Annotated in this window: 17 protein-coding genes; 10 read left to right on the top strand and 7 right to left on the bottom strand. The window is 72.2% G+C overall.

Annotation, left to right across the window (positions count from 1 at the left end; all coding sequences use genetic code 11):
- The first annotated feature begins 59 nt into the window (after positions 1-59).
- Positions 60-620: a TIGR03086 family metal-binding protein gene (locus tag Dfulv_RS11755; RefSeq protein WP_259862843.1), complete on the top strand. Its 561-nt coding sequence runs from the start codon at positions 60-62 to the stop codon at positions 618-620.
- Positions 621-707: 87 nt separating this feature from the next.
- On the opposite strand, the gene Dfulv_RS11750 is transcribed toward Dfulv_RS11755, so the two are convergent.
- Positions 708-1,250 (bottom strand): MarR family winged helix-turn-helix transcriptional regulator, encoded by a 543-nt coding sequence (locus tag Dfulv_RS11750; protein WP_259862841.1) that lies wholly within the window; start codon positions 1,248-1,250, stop codon positions 708-710.
- A gap of 174 nt (positions 1,251-1,424) precedes the next feature.
- Between Dfulv_RS11750 and Dfulv_RS11745 the strand changes: the two genes are divergently transcribed.
- Positions 1,425-2,072, top strand: coding sequence for an FMN-dependent NADH-azoreductase (locus Dfulv_RS11745; RefSeq protein ID WP_259862840.1), 648 nt, complete (start codon positions 1,425-1,427; stop codon positions 2,070-2,072).
- A 26-nt stretch (positions 2,073-2,098) separates the two neighbouring features.
- Here the strand turns inward: Dfulv_RS11745 and Dfulv_RS11740 are convergent, their stop codons facing one another.
- Complete coding sequence (locus Dfulv_RS11740; protein WP_259862839.1) at positions 2,099-2,494, bottom strand: helix-turn-helix domain-containing protein; 396 nt, start codon at positions 2,492-2,494, stop codon at positions 2,099-2,101.
- Between the two features lie 38 nt (positions 2,495-2,532).
- Between Dfulv_RS11740 and Dfulv_RS11735 the strand changes: the two genes are divergently transcribed.
- Both Dfulv_RS11735 and Dfulv_RS11730 read left to right on the top strand, forming a co-directional pair.
- Positions 2,533-3,309 (top strand): sporulation protein, encoded by a 777-nt coding sequence (locus tag Dfulv_RS11735; RefSeq protein ID WP_259862838.1) that lies wholly within the window; start codon positions 2,533-2,535, stop codon positions 3,307-3,309.
- A gap of 74 nt (positions 3,310-3,383) precedes the next feature.
- Positions 3,384-4,085, top strand: coding sequence for a bifunctional nuclease domain-containing protein (locus Dfulv_RS11730; protein ID WP_259862837.1), 702 nt, complete (start codon positions 3,384-3,386; stop codon positions 4,083-4,085).
- Here Dfulv_RS11730 and Dfulv_RS11725 read toward each other — a convergent pair whose 3' ends face one another.
- Positions 4,086-5,546, bottom strand: coding sequence for an SDR family NAD(P)-dependent oxidoreductase (locus Dfulv_RS11725; RefSeq protein ID WP_259867613.1), 1,461 nt, complete (start codon positions 5,544-5,546; stop codon positions 4,086-4,088).
- A 1,486-nt stretch (positions 5,547-7,032) separates the two neighbouring features.
- Complete coding sequence (locus Dfulv_RS11720) at positions 7,033-8,226, bottom strand: MFS transporter (protein ID WP_259862836.1); 1,194 nt, start codon at positions 8,224-8,226, stop codon at positions 7,033-7,035.
- Positions 8,227-8,283: 57 nt separating this feature from the next.
- Here Dfulv_RS11720 and Dfulv_RS11715 point away from each other — a divergent pair, with 57 nt between their 5' ends.
- From Dfulv_RS11715 to Dfulv_RS11695, 5 genes are all read left to right on the top strand, one after another.
- A complete protein-coding gene (locus Dfulv_RS11715; protein ID WP_259862835.1) occupies positions 8,284-9,591 on the top strand; it encodes an NAD(P)/FAD-dependent oxidoreductase in 1,308 nt (435 codons plus the stop codon).
- A 79-nt stretch (positions 9,592-9,670) separates the two neighbouring features.
- Positions 9,671-10,468: a lytic polysaccharide monooxygenase gene (locus Dfulv_RS11710; protein ID WP_259862834.1), complete on the top strand. Its 798-nt coding sequence runs from the start codon at positions 9,671-9,673 to the stop codon at positions 10,466-10,468.
- Positions 10,465-11,085 carry a DUF305 domain-containing protein gene (locus Dfulv_RS11705; protein WP_259862832.1) on the top strand — a complete coding sequence of 207 codons (621 nt, stop codon included), beginning with the start codon at positions 10,465-10,467 and terminating at the stop codon, positions 11,083-11,085. Before Dfulv_RS11710 ends, Dfulv_RS11705 begins: the two co-directional genes overlap by 4 nt.
- Positions 11,086-11,376: 291 nt before the next feature.
- Positions 11,377-11,622 carry a hypothetical protein gene (locus Dfulv_RS11700; RefSeq protein ID WP_259862831.1) on the top strand — a complete coding sequence of 82 codons (246 nt, stop codon included), beginning with the start codon at positions 11,377-11,379 and terminating at the stop codon, positions 11,620-11,622.
- 114 nt (positions 11,623-11,736) lie between these two features.
- Entirely contained in the window at positions 11,737-12,990 is a 1,254-nt protein-coding gene (locus tag Dfulv_RS11695) for a hypothetical protein (protein WP_259862830.1), read from the top strand.
- 19 nt (positions 12,991-13,009) lie between these two features.
- On the opposite strand, the gene Dfulv_RS11690 is transcribed toward Dfulv_RS11695, so the two are convergent.
- The 3 genes from Dfulv_RS11690 to Dfulv_RS11680 all read right to left on the bottom strand — a co-directional run bounded on the left by Dfulv_RS11690 (position 13,010) and on the right by Dfulv_RS11680 (position 15,410).
- Positions 13,010-13,405 (bottom strand): RidA family protein, encoded by a 396-nt coding sequence (locus Dfulv_RS11690; protein ID WP_259862829.1) that lies wholly within the window; start codon positions 13,403-13,405, stop codon positions 13,010-13,012.
- Complete coding sequence (locus Dfulv_RS11685) at positions 13,402-14,007, bottom strand: helix-turn-helix domain-containing protein (RefSeq protein WP_259862828.1); 606 nt, start codon at positions 14,005-14,007, stop codon at positions 13,402-13,404. Before Dfulv_RS11685 ends, Dfulv_RS11690 begins: the two co-directional genes overlap by 4 nt.
- Before the next feature lie 143 nt (positions 14,008-14,150).
- Positions 14,151-15,410 (bottom strand): SGNH/GDSL hydrolase family protein, encoded by a 1,260-nt coding sequence (locus Dfulv_RS11680; RefSeq protein ID WP_406568012.1) that lies wholly within the window; start codon positions 15,408-15,410, stop codon positions 14,151-14,153.
- 193 nt (positions 15,411-15,603) lie between these two features.
- Here Dfulv_RS11680 and Dfulv_RS11675 point away from each other — a divergent pair, with 193 nt between their 5' ends.
- A complete protein-coding gene (locus Dfulv_RS11675; RefSeq protein ID WP_259862826.1) occupies positions 15,604-16,545 on the top strand; it encodes a type IV toxin-antitoxin system AbiEi family antitoxin domain-containing protein in 942 nt (313 codons plus the stop codon).
- Positions 16,546-16,550: the final 5 nt, after the last annotated feature.

The following is a 16,550-nucleotide window of genomic DNA, read 5'->3' as shown; positions in this document are numbered from 1 at the left end:
CGCGTTTGTCGTCGCGTTTGTCCAAGACGGCGTGCCGGCGCCCCGCCTACGGTCGCGGCATGGAGAAACACCTGCTGCTCGTCCGCGCCGCGCCGGTGACCCGGCAGATCGTGACCGCCCTCGACGACGCCGACCTCGCGGCGCCGACACCGTGCGCGGGGTGGGACGTCCGCGCCCTGGTCGAGCACCTCCTGCACTGGGGGCCGTCGCTGGAGGGCGCGGCGCACAAGGCGTCGGTACCGCCCGGCGCGGCCGACGCCGGCGACGACTGGCGCAAGGCGCTGCTCGGCCAGTACGACCGGCTGGCGGACGCGTGGGGCGCCCCGGCGGCGTGGGAGGGCACGACGTACATGGGCCCGACGGAGCTGCCCGCGGACCTGGTCGGGGGCATGGTCCTCGGCGAGTTCGTCCTGCACGGCTGGGACCTGGCCCGCGCCGCCGGACAGGCCCCGGCGTGGGACGACGAGGTGCTCACGGCACTGCACGCCGAGGTCGCCCGCTCCGCCGACCAGGCTCGCTCGATGGGCGTCTACGGCGCGGAGGTCCCGGTGCCGGAGACCGCACCGCTGCTGGCCCGCGTCCTGGGCCTGAGCGGCCGGAACCCGTCCTGGACCGCATGACGTCCTGACCCGCCCGAAAAGCCCACCCGCCGGTGGGCTTTTTTCGTCAGGAACGGCGGGCTTTCGTCGCCGCCGGTGGCCCTTTCGTCAGGAACGGCGGCGGCGCGCTCTGGTCGCCGGCTCGACATCGGCGAACTCGGTGATCGGGCTGCACGCGTCGGCCAGGGGGTCGTGCTCGTCGATGCGGGTGGCGACACGGCGAAGCAGGTCGCGGAACATCGTCCGGTCGGGCTCGGCGAGCGCGCCCAGCACCCGCTCCTCGACGTGCTGGAGCTTGCCCTGCAGCTCGCACAAGGCGGCGCGGCCCGCGTCGGTGGGCAGGATGCGGCGGGCGCGGCGGTCGGCCGGGTCCGGCTGCCGCTCGATCAGGCCCGCCTTCTCGAGGTCGTCCAGCAGATACGTCATCACGGTGCGATCGATGCCCAGCTTGTTGGCCAGCGCCAACTGCGTGCCGGCCGTGCCGGCGACCGCTGACGTGAGGACCTGGTAACCGCGCGGGCCGCCCGGGACGTCGGCGATCACGTGCTGGGCGCCCTTCGCGTAGCCGCGCAGCACCACACCGAGCGCCCAGCCCAGGTCGGACTGGAGGTCGTCGGCGGTGCGAGCCGGGGTCTCCGGCGCCTGCGTCATGCAGTAATGATAAACAGCTCACTCCCTCTTGCCGACAGATGTTCTGTTGTGCAGACTTTCTGTGTCGCCGCTGATGCGCACAGCGGCGACCGGACACGTGACAGAGCGAAACGGTCGCGGCGTCGCAGACCGCCGAGCGGGCGCTGCCGCGAAGCACATGGAGGTACAACACCGATGCAACTCTTCCGACTCGACGCCAGCATCCGGGTCGCCGGTTCGGTGAGCCGCGCACTCGCGGACACCGCGGAGCACGCCTGGCGTGCCGAGCACGCCGACCCGGTCGTCACCCGGCGCGACCTGGGGCTCCACCCGCTCCCGGCCGACGCCTGGGCGTCCGTGGCCAGGACCGGGTTCGACCCGGAGGCGCCGTCCGCGCCCGAGGCCGCGGCGCTGATCACGGAGCTGGGCGCCGAACTGCTGAGCGCCGACGCCTACCTGTTCGCCGTCCCGCTGTACAACTGGAGCCTCCCGGCTCATGTGAAGACCTGGATCGACCTGCTGCTCCTGCACCCGGACCTGGGGCTGCGGGGGGATCAGCCGATCGCCGGGCGGCCCGCGGTGCTGGCGCTGAGCCGGGGCGGCGGCTACGGTCCGGGCACGCCGAAGGAGGGCTGGGACCACGTGACCCCGTACCTCAAGCGGATCCTCGGCGAGGTCTTCGGCCTCGACCTGCACGTCGCGGAGGCGGAGCTGACGCTCGCCGACGTCACCCCGGCCATGGCACCGCTGCGCGGCCTCGCCGCCGAGTCACTGCGCAACGGCCACGCGAACGCCGCCGCGCACGGCCAGCGCGTCGCGGAGCTCATCAGGTCGGCGGCGTAGCGCCCGGTTGCTCAGGCGCCGGGCCTTCACAACGGGGGCAGGCTGTTCGTCACGTCGATCGCCGTCGAGATGAGCGACTGCAGACGGGCGGTCAGCGCGAGCAGCAGCTGGTGGGCGGCCGGGCCGGCGTGCACGGCCGCCTCCTTCAGCGTCTCGAGGTCACCTTGCACCTGGGACAGCTGGACCGCCAGGTCGCCGGCCCCGCGGCGCAGCGCGTCCGCCATGTCGGCGAGGCTGACGCCGTTGGCCTCGAGGACCTTGATGGCCGCGATGCGCTCGACACACCCGGGGTCGTAGAGCCGGAAGTTGCCCGCGGTGCGCTGCGTGGCCTCGATCAGGCCGAGCCCGGTGTAGAAGTCGACGGTGCGGGTGGAGACGCCGGAGAGGTTGGCGAGCTCACCGATCCGGAGCAGTCTGGACACGGCCTAACCCTACAGTCCTGCGTGTTAGTGTGCCCGCCATGGTTTTCAAGAGCCTGCGGCGCGCCCTCGGGGTCGGCGGTCCCACCGTCGACACGGTGCTCCAACGGCCCGATGTGCGGCCCGGGGAGCTGCTCGCCGGGCAGGTGCTCTTCGCCGGCGGTGAGCACGAGGTCGAGATCGAGCGGATCGTCGTGGCGCTCGTGACCCGAGTCGAGGTCGAGACCGGCGACGGTGAATACGACTCCACTGTCGAGTTTCAGCGCCAGCAGCTCACCGGCGGATTCCGGCTCGCGCCCGGCATGCGCCACGGCGTCCCGTTCCAGCTGCCGGTCCCCTGGGAGACCCCGATCACGCACATGTACGGGCAGCGCCTGCCCGGCATGGCGATCGGCGTGCGCACCGAGCTGGAGGTCGCCCGGGCCGTCGACAAGGGCGACCTCGACCCGATCAACGTGCACCCGCTGCCCACGCAGGCGGCGGTCCTCGCCGCGTTCGTCGAGCTCGGCTTCCAGTTCAAGTCCGCGGACCTCGAGCGCGGCTTCATCTACGGCGCCCACCAGACGCTGCCGTTCTACCAGGAGATCGAGTTCTGGGCCGCCCCGCAGTACCAGGGGCAGGTCATCGAGGTCGAGCTGACGTTCGTGACCGATCCGCACGGCATGGAGATCATCCTGGAACTGGACAAACGCCGCGGCGGTCACGACGCGATCAGCCGTTTCAAGATCGGTCACGCGCAGGCCGGCGCCGTGGATTGGCCGCGTCATGTGGACGGATGGATGCGGCAAACCACGCGAAACCGGTTCGGCGACACCTGACCGGCCCGGCCGTCGATGAATCGGCGCGGTACCGTTAGCGCACAGCAGTAGATGTCGGACTTGGGAGGCGGGGCATGCAAGAGCTCGTCGTGGTGGGTGTGCGGGCCCAGACGTGGCAGAGCCGCCCCATGGTCCTGCTCAAGGAGTCTTCCTCCGGCCGGCACCTCCAGTTCCCCGTCGACGGCGGTCCGCGCAACATGGACGAGCCGATCAGCGCCGAGCTGTTCCAGCGTGCGCTGACCGCGCTGCGTGCGCCGCTGCGCGCGATCGAGGTCGTCTCGGCCACCGCGCCGTTCCAGCTGGTGCTCGGCGAGGGCATCCGCGTGCCGGCCACACCGCTGGAGGCGATCGCCCTGGCCCGGCACTGGGGCGTGCCGATCGTGACCACCGAGGAGCTGCTGGCCGACGCGGCGGTCGCCGCGCCCGAGGGCCCGACGCAGCCGCTCGACCTGACCGCCCACATGGAGAAGCTGCCGTCGGGGCGGGCCACGCTGAAGATCCGCAAGGGCGCCGAGGCCGGCGCCGAGTTCGCTCTCGACGGCGACGTCGTGCACTGCGGCCGCGACTCGGCCAACCAGATCGTCCTCGACGACAACACGGTGAGCCGCAAGCACGTCGAGTTTCACCGCAACAGCGGCGGCTTCGGCTACTCGACGCTCGACCTCGGCAGCCTCAACGGCACCTATGTCAACGGCGAGCGGGTCAAGAGCGCGACCCTCAACGACGGCGACGAGGTCCAGGTCGGCAAGTTCACGCTGATGTACCAGCTGCGGTAGTCACCACGCGGACGGGCTGTAGTCCTTGAGGAAGCAGCCGTAGAGGTCCTCGCCGAGCTCGCCACGCACGATCGGGTCGTAGACCCGAGCGGCGCCGTCGGTGAGGTCCAGCGGCGCGTGGAACCCCTCCTCGTGCAGGCGCATCTTCGTCGGGTGCGGCCGCTCGTCGGTGATCCAGCCGGTGTCGACCGCGGTCATGAGGATGCCGTCGGTGAGCATCTCCTCCGCACTGGTACGGGTGAGCATGTTCAACGCCGCCTTGGCCATGTTCGTGTGCGGGTGGCCGGGCCCCTTGTACCGGCGGCTGAACTGCCCTTCCATCGCGCTGACGTTGACGACGTACTTCCGGCGCGCGGACGACGCGGCGAGCGCCGGACGCAGGCGGCTCACCAGGATGAACGGCGCCGTGACGTTGCACAGCTGCACCTCGAGCAGCTCCAGCGGCTCGACCTCGTGCACCCGCTGGGTCCAGCTGTTGACGGACGCCAGGTCCGGCACCAGCCCGCCGGCGTCGATGGCGGTCAGCGCGGCGATCCGCTCCGGGGTCGCCGACCGGCTGGTGAGGGCCAGCGCGGTGAGCGCGTCCGGCGGGATCAGCGTCGACGTTCCGGCGAGCAGCTCGGCGGGCGCGTCGTGGGCGTGCGGCGCGGCCTTGTGGAAGGTGACCGTCTCGGGCAGCGGCCCGTCGAGCTCGAGGGGCGCGGACTCGGCGGCGACCAGGTGCGCATACGACCCCGGGGCTCGTTTCACGGTCTGCGCCGCGTTGTTGATGAGGATGTCCAGCGACCCCTGCGCGGCGACGTCGTCGGCGAGCGCGGCGACCTGGGCGGGGTCGCGCAGGTCGATGCCGACGATCCGCAGGCGGTGCAGCCACTCGCCACTGTCGGGCATGGCGGCGAAGCGGCGCACGGCGTCGTTGGGGAACCGGGTGGTGATCGTGGTGTGCGCGCCGTCGCGCAGAAGGCGCAGGGCGATATACATGCCGATCTTCGCCCGCCCGCCGGTGAGCAGGGCACGGCGGCCGGTGAGGTCGGTGCGGGCTGCGCGGCGCTCCCGGTTCAGCTTGGCGCAGTCGGGGCACAGCTGGTGGTAGAAGGCGTCGACGTCGACATACCGGTTCTTGCAGGTGTAGCAGGACCGGGGCCGCTTGAGGCGCCCGGCGGTGGCCCCGACGGTGGGCGACACGAGCGGGATGCCCTGCGTCTCATCGTCGATCCGGCCGGGCGCGCCGGTCGCGGTAGCCTCGGTGACCACGCGGTCGGCCTCGGTGACCGCCGCACGCTTCTCGCTGCGCCGCTGGCGCTTGACCTGCTTGTAGAGGTGCGAGGTGGCCCGCCGCACGCGCAGCACGTCGGGGTGGTCCGGCGGCAGGGCCTGCAGCTCGTCGATGACCGCAAGGCAGATGGCGAGGCGGTCGGGATCGATGCCGCGCACGGCGGCCGTGCCGACACCGACGGTCATGTCGGCGTCGATCTCGTCGATGGCGCGGTGGGGGTCGTGCGGGGTCACCCCGGAACTGTACGCGAAGAACAGAACGGGCCCGTGTGGCACTGTTGCCACCCGGACCCGCTGCTCGCGGCGACCACCGTCCCCCGTTGCACTACCGATGGGCCGCGCCGTTCTCGACGATAGTCAGTAAATCGGATTTGTCCGGCATTTCTGGCATATCCGTTCGCACCGCGGCGAAATCCGTCCGAACGAGGCCCCCGACCACACCTCGTTCCCAGGCACCGTCAACGCGGGTGGCCCCCGTCGCCGGGTGCCACCCGCGACGGCACCTGCCGGGGAAGCACCTTGCCAGGGCAGCACCCAGCCCACGGCGCCGTGGCAGCAGGCCAGCCAGCCACGGCAAGCCGCTCAGACAGTTCGTGAACTCCACCTGCAGCCGGGCTGCGGCGTGCCCTACGGCCGCCGTCCGGCGTTCACCGCCGCGCACTGCGCCGGCTCGCCAACGCCGCCCCCACGGTTGGCCGCTGCGGGCGACACCGCACCCGCCGCGGGTCAGCGGCCACTCCCACCCGGCACCACCACGGGAAACCACCGCAGGCTGGCGGCGGCTCCCACCCGGCACCGCCACCAGGAAACCACCGCAGGCTGGCGCCCGCTCCGAACCGGCACCGCCACAAGGAATCCACCGCGGGCAGGCACCGGCTCCCACCCAGCACCGCCACCAGGAACCGACCGCGGGCAGGCACCGGCTCCCACCCAGCACCACCACAAGGAAACCACCGCGGGCAGGCACCGGCTCCCACCCGGCACCACCACAAGGAAACCACCGCAGGCGGGCACCGGCTCTCACTCGGCACCGTCGCAGGGAAACCACCGCAGGCGGGCGCCCGCTCCCACCCGGCACCGCTATCAGGAAAAGTCGCAGCGGGGCGGGCGCCCGCTCCGACCAGGCAACGCCACAAGGAAACCACCGCGGGCGGGCGCCGACTCCCACTCGGCACCGCCACCAGGAAACCACCACAGACCCGCAGCCACTCCCACCCGGCACCGCCGCAGGGAACCGTCGCGGGTCGGCAGCCACTCCCGCTCGGCGCCGTCGCGGGCGGGCGGCGGCGCTCACTCGGTGGCTGCCCGCGCCGGAAACCGTCGCGACTCAGGATCGAACCGCGATCTTGCCTGGCGGTTTTCGGACTTCTCCATGATCCCGGAGACTTGTGGTACCCCAGGCAGCACAAAGTCTTCGGGATCATGCACACGTCCGAAATTCGCCAGGCAAGATCGCGACCTAACGACGATCACGCAAGCGACGACGCGACGCCGCCCGACCTGGCTGGGAATGACCGAACGACGACCGACCAACCCAAACCGGCCAGCCCGAGCGAACCAGCCGAGCGAACCAACCCGAGCGAACCAACCCAAGCGGCGTGGAACCTCGATACGCCCTTCCACCTCCGCGGCTCAGGGTCGATCCAGTTCCGACGACGGGACAGCGGCCGGGTCAGGGCGCCGGGATGTCCGTGCCGTCGGTCACGTGTGCCACGCGGCGGGCCACCGGGCGAACCCACGGTACCGCGAGCAGGATCACCACCGGGGAGAGGATAAAACCGGCTCGGACGGCCGACGTCGCGTCCAGGATCACGCCGTCCACGGCCGCACCCGCCGCGGCGCCCACCGAGAACGCCGTCGCCACCCAGGCGAACGCCTCCGCCGCCGTGCCCGCCGGGGCGATACGGTCCACCGTCATGAACGTCGCCGCCAGGAACGGCGGCAGGCAGAAGCCGCACAGGATCGCCAGCAGCATCATCAGTACCGGTGACGAAGGCGTCAGCAGCAGCGGAATGTACCCTAGCCCGAGCAACGCCGCCAGCAACGGTAGCCGGCGGCCGTCGACCTTGAATCGGATGTTCGCGAGGCCGCCCGCGAACGCGCCGCCGGCCTGTGCGGCCAGAATCCAGCTCGACCAGGAGCGGTTGCCGGCCCACTCGGCGTAGTCGATGACGGCGACCGGGAGGCTGCCGACGCCGGCGCCCACCAGGATGACCGCGACCAGCAGCAGCCGGAGCTGGCCCGAGCGGAGCGCGCCCGCCCAGTGTCGTTCGGCGTGCTCGCCGCGCCATCGGCGGACCGCCGGGGTGCTCACGAACCACAGCGTCCCCAGCAGTTGCAGGCCCGCGGTCACGTAGATGCCGGTGACGCCGCCGCCGAGACCGACCGCGGCGCCGGCGATGAGCGGGCCGAAGATGAAGATGAGCTCCTGCACGGCGATGTCGAGCGTGTATGCGGTCGGCACGCGCTCCTCGTCGAGCAGGTTGCGCCACAGCACCCGCAGGCCCGCCTCGAACGGCGGTGCCCCGAGCCCTGCCAGCAGTACGGCGATCAGCGCGCCCCACAGCGGCACGCCCTGCGCCAGGATCACGAACCCGGCGGTGGAGACGGCGGCGCCGAGCAGCATGACGGGCGGCTGCCGGAACCGGTCCGCGACCCGGGCGAGCACCGGTCCCCCGATCGCCAGGCCCGCGGTGTAGACGCCGACGAGAAGGCCGGCGGCGGCGATCGACAGGGATTCCCGGGCGTACAGCAGGAGAGCGACCGGCGCGGCGCCGAGCGGGATGCGCCCGATCGTGCTGGCGGCGAGCACGCGGGCGACCTGGGCTGCTCGCAGCACCGAGAGCAGCGGACTGGTGGGGGCCATGGAAGCGATCATCCGGGGTACGGCTTGAGCGCCTGTGCTCCGGGTACGGGTCTGACCATGCAGAGACCTCGCATCCTGATCGTCGGCGCCGGCTTCGGCGGGTATCACGCGGCGCGCCGGCTGCTGAAGATGTCCCGCGGCCACGCCGAGATCGTGGTGCTCAACCCCAACGACTACTTCCTGTACCTGCCGCTGCTGCCCGAGGTGGCGGCCGGCATCCTGGAGCCGCGCCGGGTGACGGTGTCGTTGCCGGCCACACTGCCCGGGGCCAGGCTCCTGCTCGGCGAGGCGGATCACATCGACCTCCACCGCCGGGTGGTGCACTACCGGAATCCGGAGGACGAGGGGCGCGAGGTCTCGTACGACCGGATCATCCTCACCGCCGGCAGCGTCAACAAGCTGCTGCCGATCCCCGGCGTCGCCGAGCACGCGCACGGCTTCCGCGGCCTGCCGGAGGCGCTGTACCTGCGCGACCACCTCGTCCGGCAGGTGGAGTTGGCCGCGGAGGAGACCGACCCGGCGGAGCGGGCGGCGCGACTGACGTTCGTGGTCGTCGGGGCGGGCTACACCGGTACGGAGGTCACGGCACACTGCGAGCTGGCCACCCGCGAGCTGCTCGGCCACCAGCCGGCCCTCGCCGGCGAACGGGCCCGCTGGCTGCTGCTGGACACCGCGCCGCGGGTGCTGCCCGAGCTGTCGCTGCGGCTGTCCCGGACCGCCGACCGGGTGCTGCGCGAGCGCGGGGTCGAGGTGCTTCCTGGCTGCACCGTCGAGGAGGCCATGCACAACCGGGTCCGGCTCAGCAACGGCCGGGTCGTGCCCACCCACACGCTGGTGTGGTGCGTCGGGGTGCGGCCCGACCCGCTCATCTCCGACCTGGGTCTGCGGACCGAGCACGGCCGGCTCTGTGTCGACGAGTACCTCCAGGTGCCCGGGCACCCGGACGCGTTCGCGGCGGGCGACGCCGCGGCCGTGCCGGACCTGACCCGGCCGGGCGAGTTGACGCCGATGACGGCCCAGCACGCGGTCCGGCAGGGCGAACTGGCGGCGCGTAACGTCGCCGCGACGTTCGGCGTCGGCCGGCCCCGCCGGTACAAGCACCGGGACCTCGGCTTCCTCGTCGACCTCGGCGGCCGGGACGCGGCCGCGAACCCGCTGCACGTGCCGCTCGCGGGCCGGCCGGCGAAGGTCGTCACCCGCGGCTACCACCTGATGTCGCTGCCCGGCAACCGCGCGCGGGTCGTCGCGGACTGGGTGCTTGACGCCGTCGCGGGCCACCCGGCCGTCGAGATCGGCCTCGTCCGCTCCCCGAACGTACCGCTGGACACGGCATCTCCCGAACTGGCGAAATCGGGTGCTGCTTAACAACGGCATAAACCCGCTTTAGGCGAGATTTGCAAATCGCAGAAGGGCTCGTTAAGCGCCGTTCCGATACGTTTCGACAATGCGGAGAACGGTTGTATATCCGCTGGTCGCCGTGGCTGCGGTGGCCGGCAGCCTGTGGTTTGCCGACCCGGCGTCGGCGCACGGTTACGTGTCCTCACCGCCGAGCCGGCAAGCGTTGTGCGCACGGGGCGTGGTGGCCGATTGCGGGCCCATTCGGTACGAGCCGCAGAGCGTCGAAGGGCCGAAAGGGCTGAAAAGCTGCAACGCCGGGCTGTCGCAGTTCGCGGTGCTCGATGACGACAGCCGCAACTGGCCGGCGACGCCGGTCGGCACGTCGGTGACGTTCAACTGGGTGCTCACCGCGCGGCACGCGACGAGCACGTGGGAGTACTACATCGGCAACACCCGGATCGCGCAGTTCAACGACGGCGGCCGGCAGCCGAACGCGACCGTGTCGCACCAGGTCAGCCTGGCCGGATACGCGGGCCGGCAGAAGATCCTGGCGGTGTGGAACATCGCGGACACCGCGAACGCGTTCTACAACTGCGTCGACGTGCAGATCGGCGGCTCGGGCGGCGGTGCGAACCCGACGCCGACGAAGACCGCCCCGCCGACGCGGAACCCGTCGCCGACGAAGGCCCCGACCACCCCGGCGCCGTCGCGGAGCGCGACGACCAAGCCACCGGCGAGCAGCAAGCCGCCGGTGCAGAGCGGTGCGGCGTGGGCGGCCGGCACCACGTACCGGGTCGGCGACGTCGTGACGTACGACGGCCGCCGGTACCAGTGCCGCCAGGCGCACACGTCGATCTACACCTGGGAGCCCATCTACACGCTGGCGCTGTGGCTGCCGGTATGAGACGCCTCGCCACGCTGGTGACCGCGGCACTGGTGACCGCGGCGCTGCTGTCCGGCTGCGGTCAGGCCGCGGACCCGGACGGCGCGCCGGACGCGAAGCGGCCGCCGGCCACGGCGGCCGTCGCACCGGCCAACGCGGTCGCCGCGGACGGCCCGCGCAACGACTACGACACCCTGTTCCTCCAGATGATGATCAGCCACCAGCAGCAGGGCCGCGAGATGCTGAAGCTGGGCCGGGAGAAGGGGATCCGCGAGGACGTCGTCAACCTGGCCGGCGCGATCGACGTGACCGAGGCCGAGGAGGTCGAGACGATGCGCCGCTGGCTTTCGTCGTGGAACGTGCCGGTGACCGACGTCGCCGACCCGGGCATCCACGCGGCGCACGGCGGCAAGCCGGCGACCGGTCCGGAGGAGATCACGGCGCTGCGGGAGGCGACCGGCGCGGACTTCGAGACGAAGTTCCTCAACCTGCTCATCGCGCACCAGCACAACGCCGTCGAGATGGCGCAGCAGCAGGCCCGCAACGGCCGCAACGAGACCGTCAAGCAGTTCGCCGGGCGGATCGAGCTGTCCCGCACGCAGCAGATCAAGCAGATGCTGGCCCTCGTCAGCGGATGACATGTTCGGGACGGCCGGACAAGGGGCATTACCTCCTTGTCCGGCCTTTTCCGTTGGGGGTACGTCCGATGTCCGCGACCGCAGCAGAAGCGATGAGCCGGTGCCCGGTGTGCGGCGCCCGCGTCTACGTCAACGCCGGCTCGGCCACGCCGCCCCACCAGCCCGACGGGGCGACGCAGCGCGGGAGACAGTGCGCGGGAACGGGGCAGCCGAGCCGGTGAACGGGTGATCCTGCGGTTTCACCCGTTTCGTACCTCAAGCGCGGCGCCCGGCGGCGGCACGATCATCGCCATGTTGCACCTCGATCCCGACAGCGTGCTGGTGCAGACCGCCGCTGAGTTGCAGACCCGTCACCTCGAGCGGGACCCGGACGACCCCAGTCGCTGCGGCGCGTGCGGCGCCCTGCTGCCCTGCCCCGTGGAGGCGGCTGCCGCCCTGGTCTGCCGGGCCGGCGGCCTCTGGCTGGAGGGCGACACACTGGTCGACGCGCTGGAACCGCCGACGCAGCTGCTGGCCATCGTGCCGGCTCCGGTCTGATCCGCCATGAGCCCTGGTCCGCGAGCCGGCCCTGAGCCGGCCCGTTCGGTCTGAGACCCCCGATCCCATGCCCCGGCCTGAGGCTTGGCGTCGGTGTCGCGAAGAATCGTCGGCATGGACGCGAAGCGGGTGCAGGGGATCGGGTTCGCCGCGCTGATGGGCGCCGCCGCCGGAGCGGCGCTCAGCGCGCACCGCGGGCCCCGGCGAGCCGCCATCGGCGCGCTCGCCGGGGCCGTCGCGATGGCCGCCGTCGACGGCACCGCACGGGCTCTGCAGCGGCCGAACGAGATCCCGGCGGTGTGGTCGCGGATCGCCGCGAGCGCGGCCATCGCCGCACCGGCCGGCTGGGCCGCCGGGAAGGCCGGTGCCGGCCCGCTCGCCGTCGGCACCGTGGCCGGCGCGGTCGCCGGCGCGATGGGCGTCCGCCCGCAGAAGGTCGCGCTGGGACCGGTGGTCGGCGCGGCGGTCGGCACCGCGCTGCGCGGGCAGCCGCCCGCGGTGGTGGCCGCGGCCGCCGTCGCCGGCTTCCGGACGGTCTCCCAGCTGGTGTTCCGCGACCCGCAGGTGTCGCTGCTGGCCGACCGGGTGCCCGCCGCTCAGCTGCCGTTCGTGGTACCGCTGGAGGCCCGGACCCGCTACGTCGGCACCGGATACGTGCGCGACCTCGCCGAGGCCACCGGCGGCACCTACCGCGAGGCCGCGCCCGACGTCGGCATCGTCGCCGACCTCGACGCCCTCGCGGGCCCGGACTTCGACCCGGGGACCACCGACCCGCTGGTGCGGGAGTTCTACGAGCACACGACCCGGTTCACGCTCGACATCGTGCCGCGCTGGCGGACCTGGGTCCGCCCCGGCTACCTGCTGTACCGCACGTTCGTCGCCCGCCCCCTCGGCCAGGCGAACGTACCGATGAACCAGCGTGAGGCGCTGCGCGGCGTGCACAGCCGGATCGACACGATCAGTGATCCCGACGGCGCCGTGTCCACGCGCGGGTGGGTACGGAGTTTCGCCCGCACCGGGGAACCGATCTACGTCGGCATCTACACCACCTACCGGCACGAGGGCCGCGGCTTCGTCAGCGTCGGGTTTCCGCTGCCGCAGGCGAACTTCACCGCGACCCTCGCGCCCCGCGAGCGCGCCGGCGGCGGCCTGCGGCTGACCAGCCGGGCCCGCGACGGCCAGACCGGCCACTACCTCAGTTACATCGACGCGGAGAGCCGCGACCTGTCGACCCTCGCGGTGCACGGTTTCACGGAGGAGCTGGACGTCTACGTCGAGGACGGCGAACTGCGCGCCGACCACGCGTTCGCCCTCTTCGGCCTGCCGTTCCTCGTGCTGGAATACCGGATGCGCCGCAAGGTCGATTGATTACCACCGGACGGCGACGTCAGGCGACGGCGATCGCCTCGATCTCCAGCAGCCACGCCTCGGAGTAGATGTCGGTGATGATGATCGTGAGCGCCGGCCGGTGGTCGCCCAGCACCTCCGCCCGGATGCGGGCGTTGGCCTCGCGGTACCGGCGGTCAGCCAGATAGATGGTGACCTTCGCAAGGTTCCGCGTGGTCATGCCGCCCTCGGCCAGCACCGCCGCGATGTGGTCCCAGACGAGGCGGCACTGCGTGTCGAAGTCCTCCGGCACCTTGCCGTCGCTGTCGCCCCACGCCACCTGCCCGCTGACGAAGACGATCCGCGTGGCACCGGTGACGCTGGTGCCGTGGGTGTAGTTGCCGGCCGGCTCCGGCAGGCCCGGTGGGTCGAGCGGTGCGACGACAGGGCTGCTCATGTGCGCTCCTCGGGCAAGGACTGGGGCAGGGGATGGTGGGGGGCGCCGACGACGTGCATGGCGGTGTAGTACACGCACTCGGCCGGCCCCGGGTTGGCGAAGGCGTGCACGCAGTCGGCCGCGTAGTAGAGCGCGTCGCCGGTGCCGAGCCGGTGGGCGGTGCCGTCCAGGGTCACGGTGAGCTCGCCGGACTCCACGGCGACGTACTCCCGCGAGCCCCCGGCGTGCGCGGCGAACGCGCCGATGGTGACCCCCGCGGCGACCGTGGTGCGGATGAACTCGAACTCGACCCCGGGCAGTGCCGGCGACAGGATGCGCCGCTGCCAGCCGCCGGGGTGGTCGATGGCGTGCTGGCCGGCGTGCGGGATGAGGATCGTCCGGGCCGGCTGGTCCTCGCCGAGCAGGCGGGACACCGTGGTGCCGAGCGCGGTGGCGAGGCGGGCGAGCACCAGCACCGTGGGCACGCGGGCACCGCGCTCGACGTCCGAGATCATGCTCCGGCTGACCCCGCTGGCCGCCGCGAGCGCATCGAGGCTGAGCGCGCGGTCACGCCGCAGGTCCCGGAGCCGGTCCCCCAGCCCCGCCACCAACTGCTCCGACATCAGCCCCCACCTCGCCGCACAGCATAGCGGACGCATTCTGCTATAGCGATGGACGGCGAGGCGGGGCCGTGCGGTCGCGAAACCTCCACACAGCGAGGCCCCGGGACCCGGCAGAGTCCCAGGGGCGGCTGTTGATGAGACGGTCAGCTCGTGACGATGGTTCCGTCCGGCTGCCTCGAACAGGTGACCGCGCGGGCGGCCGTCGTCGTGGCGCCCGCCAGGCACTTGCCCAGGACCGCCTGACCGGCCGCGGTCGGGTGCCACGACTCCTGGCAGGTCTGGAAGTACGAGACACAGGTGTTCGCGATGCGCTGGATGGCGATCTTGTCCTTGCCGTCGAGGCTGGTCACGAAGACGCCGCTCGCGCCGTCCTGGAGCCGGATCGGGGTGGCGAGGGCGTTGGCGGGGCTGCCGCTCCGCTCGCAGAGCCGTGCACCGTCGAAGGCGTGCTGGACGTCGAGGAAGACCAGGTCGTCGTTCGGGAACTCGGCGGCGAGCGTGTTGCGCACGTTCTGCACGAGCGTGCCGAGGCCCTGCGAGAAGAGGTGACCCGCGGCGAGGCTGGCCCGGTGGATCGGGCAGCCGGCCGCATACCGCTCGGCGCCGAGGGCGCGGAACTTGTCCCGGTCGTCGGCGCGGCCGTCCTCCTCCCAGTACGTCTGGTCGAGGTCGAACGGCAGCGGGTTGGTGTAGTCCTGGAACACGACCCGGTGTTGCCCGTCGGCGTCGATCTGGTCGAGGGTGGTCAGCAACTGCCGGACGGCGGCGATCGTCTCGGCGGTGGCGGCGCTGAACTGCGCGGCGGTGGCGAGGTCGGCCGCGGAGCACGGGGCCTGCGGGACGGGACCGTTGAGGTACGCCCAGAACTCCCACCAGCCGGTCCACGCGTCGGCGATGAAGCGGTTCGCGCACTTCTCCGCCACGTCGCCGAAGGTGAACGAGCTGTTGTTGGAGCCGAGACCCACCAGGACCAGATCGATGTCGTGCGTCTGGGCGACGGCCCGCAGCTGGTCGAGCTGCGCGGCGACCTGGCGGCCCTTGTCGCGGCTCGCCGACGGGTTGGTGAAGTCGAACGGCCGGCCGCCGGAGCAGGCGAGGTTGAAGCGGGCCTGGATGCCCGGCAGCGTCGCCTGGTGCAGCGAGGCGTTGGCGGAACGGTGGCAGAAGAACGCGTTGCTGTTCGGCGCCGACCAGCCGGGGAAGCCCTGCGCGACGCCGTTGACGTCGGCCACCGGCTGGTAGTTGCCGGCGCCCTCGCCGCTGATGAAGCTGTCGCCGAGCGCGACGGCGGCGGTCGGCAGTGCGGCCGAGGCGGGTAGGGGTGGCGCGACCAGCGCGCCGGCGGCGACGAGTGTCACCACCAGCACGGCACGACGGAACACGGACACGGCAGTCTCCTCGATCCCATCGAACATGAAAAATCTTCCGGGATTGGGATCAGATCACGCGACGGATACCGCCGTCAATGTTTCGGTGCCATTTCCCGACAAGTCCGCTCGGATTAGTGGCAAAGTCGGACACGGGGCGGCCCAGGGGTTTTCCACAGGCGCCGAAGCGGTCTGGCGCTCCCCCACGCTCCGGGGCGACGCTCGGAGGATGCCGGACATCGAGGACGTGGCCGACGCGCAGGCGGGGGTCGTCACGCGCAAGCAGGCGCGGGAGTGCGGCCTGACCGACGAGGCGATCTGGGCGCGGCTGCGCTCCGGAAGGTGGCGCAAGCCCTTCCGCGGTGTGTACTACACGTTCACCGGTGAGCCGTCCCGGGTCGCGGTGCTCTCGGCGACACTCGCGGCGGCGGGCCGCGGTGCCGTGCTGAGTCACCACACCGCGGCCGAGCTCCTCGGCCTCGTCGACGAGCCGGCGGCGCCGATCCACATCAGCCTGCCGTCCGATCGGCGCCCGTACCTGCTCGACGGCGTGCGGTTCCACTACCGGCGGTCGGTTCCGGCACCCGTACCGCTGCGGTCACCCGCACGCACGGGCATCAACGACACGGTCGTCGACCTGACGCAGGTGGCCGCGAACCTCGACCAGGCGATCGGCTGGATCGCCCGGGCCTGTGGCCGCCGGCTCACCACCGCGGACCGGTTGACGGCCGTGTTGCGGTCGCGGCCCCGGGTGCGGTGGCGCGCACCGTTGCTGTCGGCGGTGGCCGACGTCGGCGCCGGCAGCCGGTCCGTGCTGGAGGTGCGGTTCCTCCGCGACGTGGAGCGCGGTCACGGCCTGCCGGCCGGGCAGCGGCAGCGGCCCCGGCGAGCCGGGAGCACGACGACCTACCGCGATGTCGAGTACGAGGAGTTCGGGCTCGTCGTGGAACTCGACGGGCGGGTCGCGCACGATGACGAGTGCCGCATCCGTGATCGGGCGCGGGACAACCGCTCGGCGACCCGCGGGTGGGCGACGCTGCGGTTCGGCTGGACCGACGTCAGTGAGCGGCCCTGTCGGACGGCGGCCACCGTCGCCGCCACGCTGCGGCTCGGCGGCTGGCGCGGTCCGGTGCGCCGCTGCGGCCCGGACTGCGCTCTCCCCGCGGCGTAGGTGGT

The sequence above is a fragment of the Dactylosporangium fulvum genome, from assembly GCF_025137375.1.
GTDB lineage: Bacteria > Actinomycetota > Actinomycetes > Mycobacteriales > Micromonosporaceae > Dactylosporangium > Dactylosporangium fulvum.
This window is presented reverse-complemented; position numbering and strand designations above follow the sequence as displayed.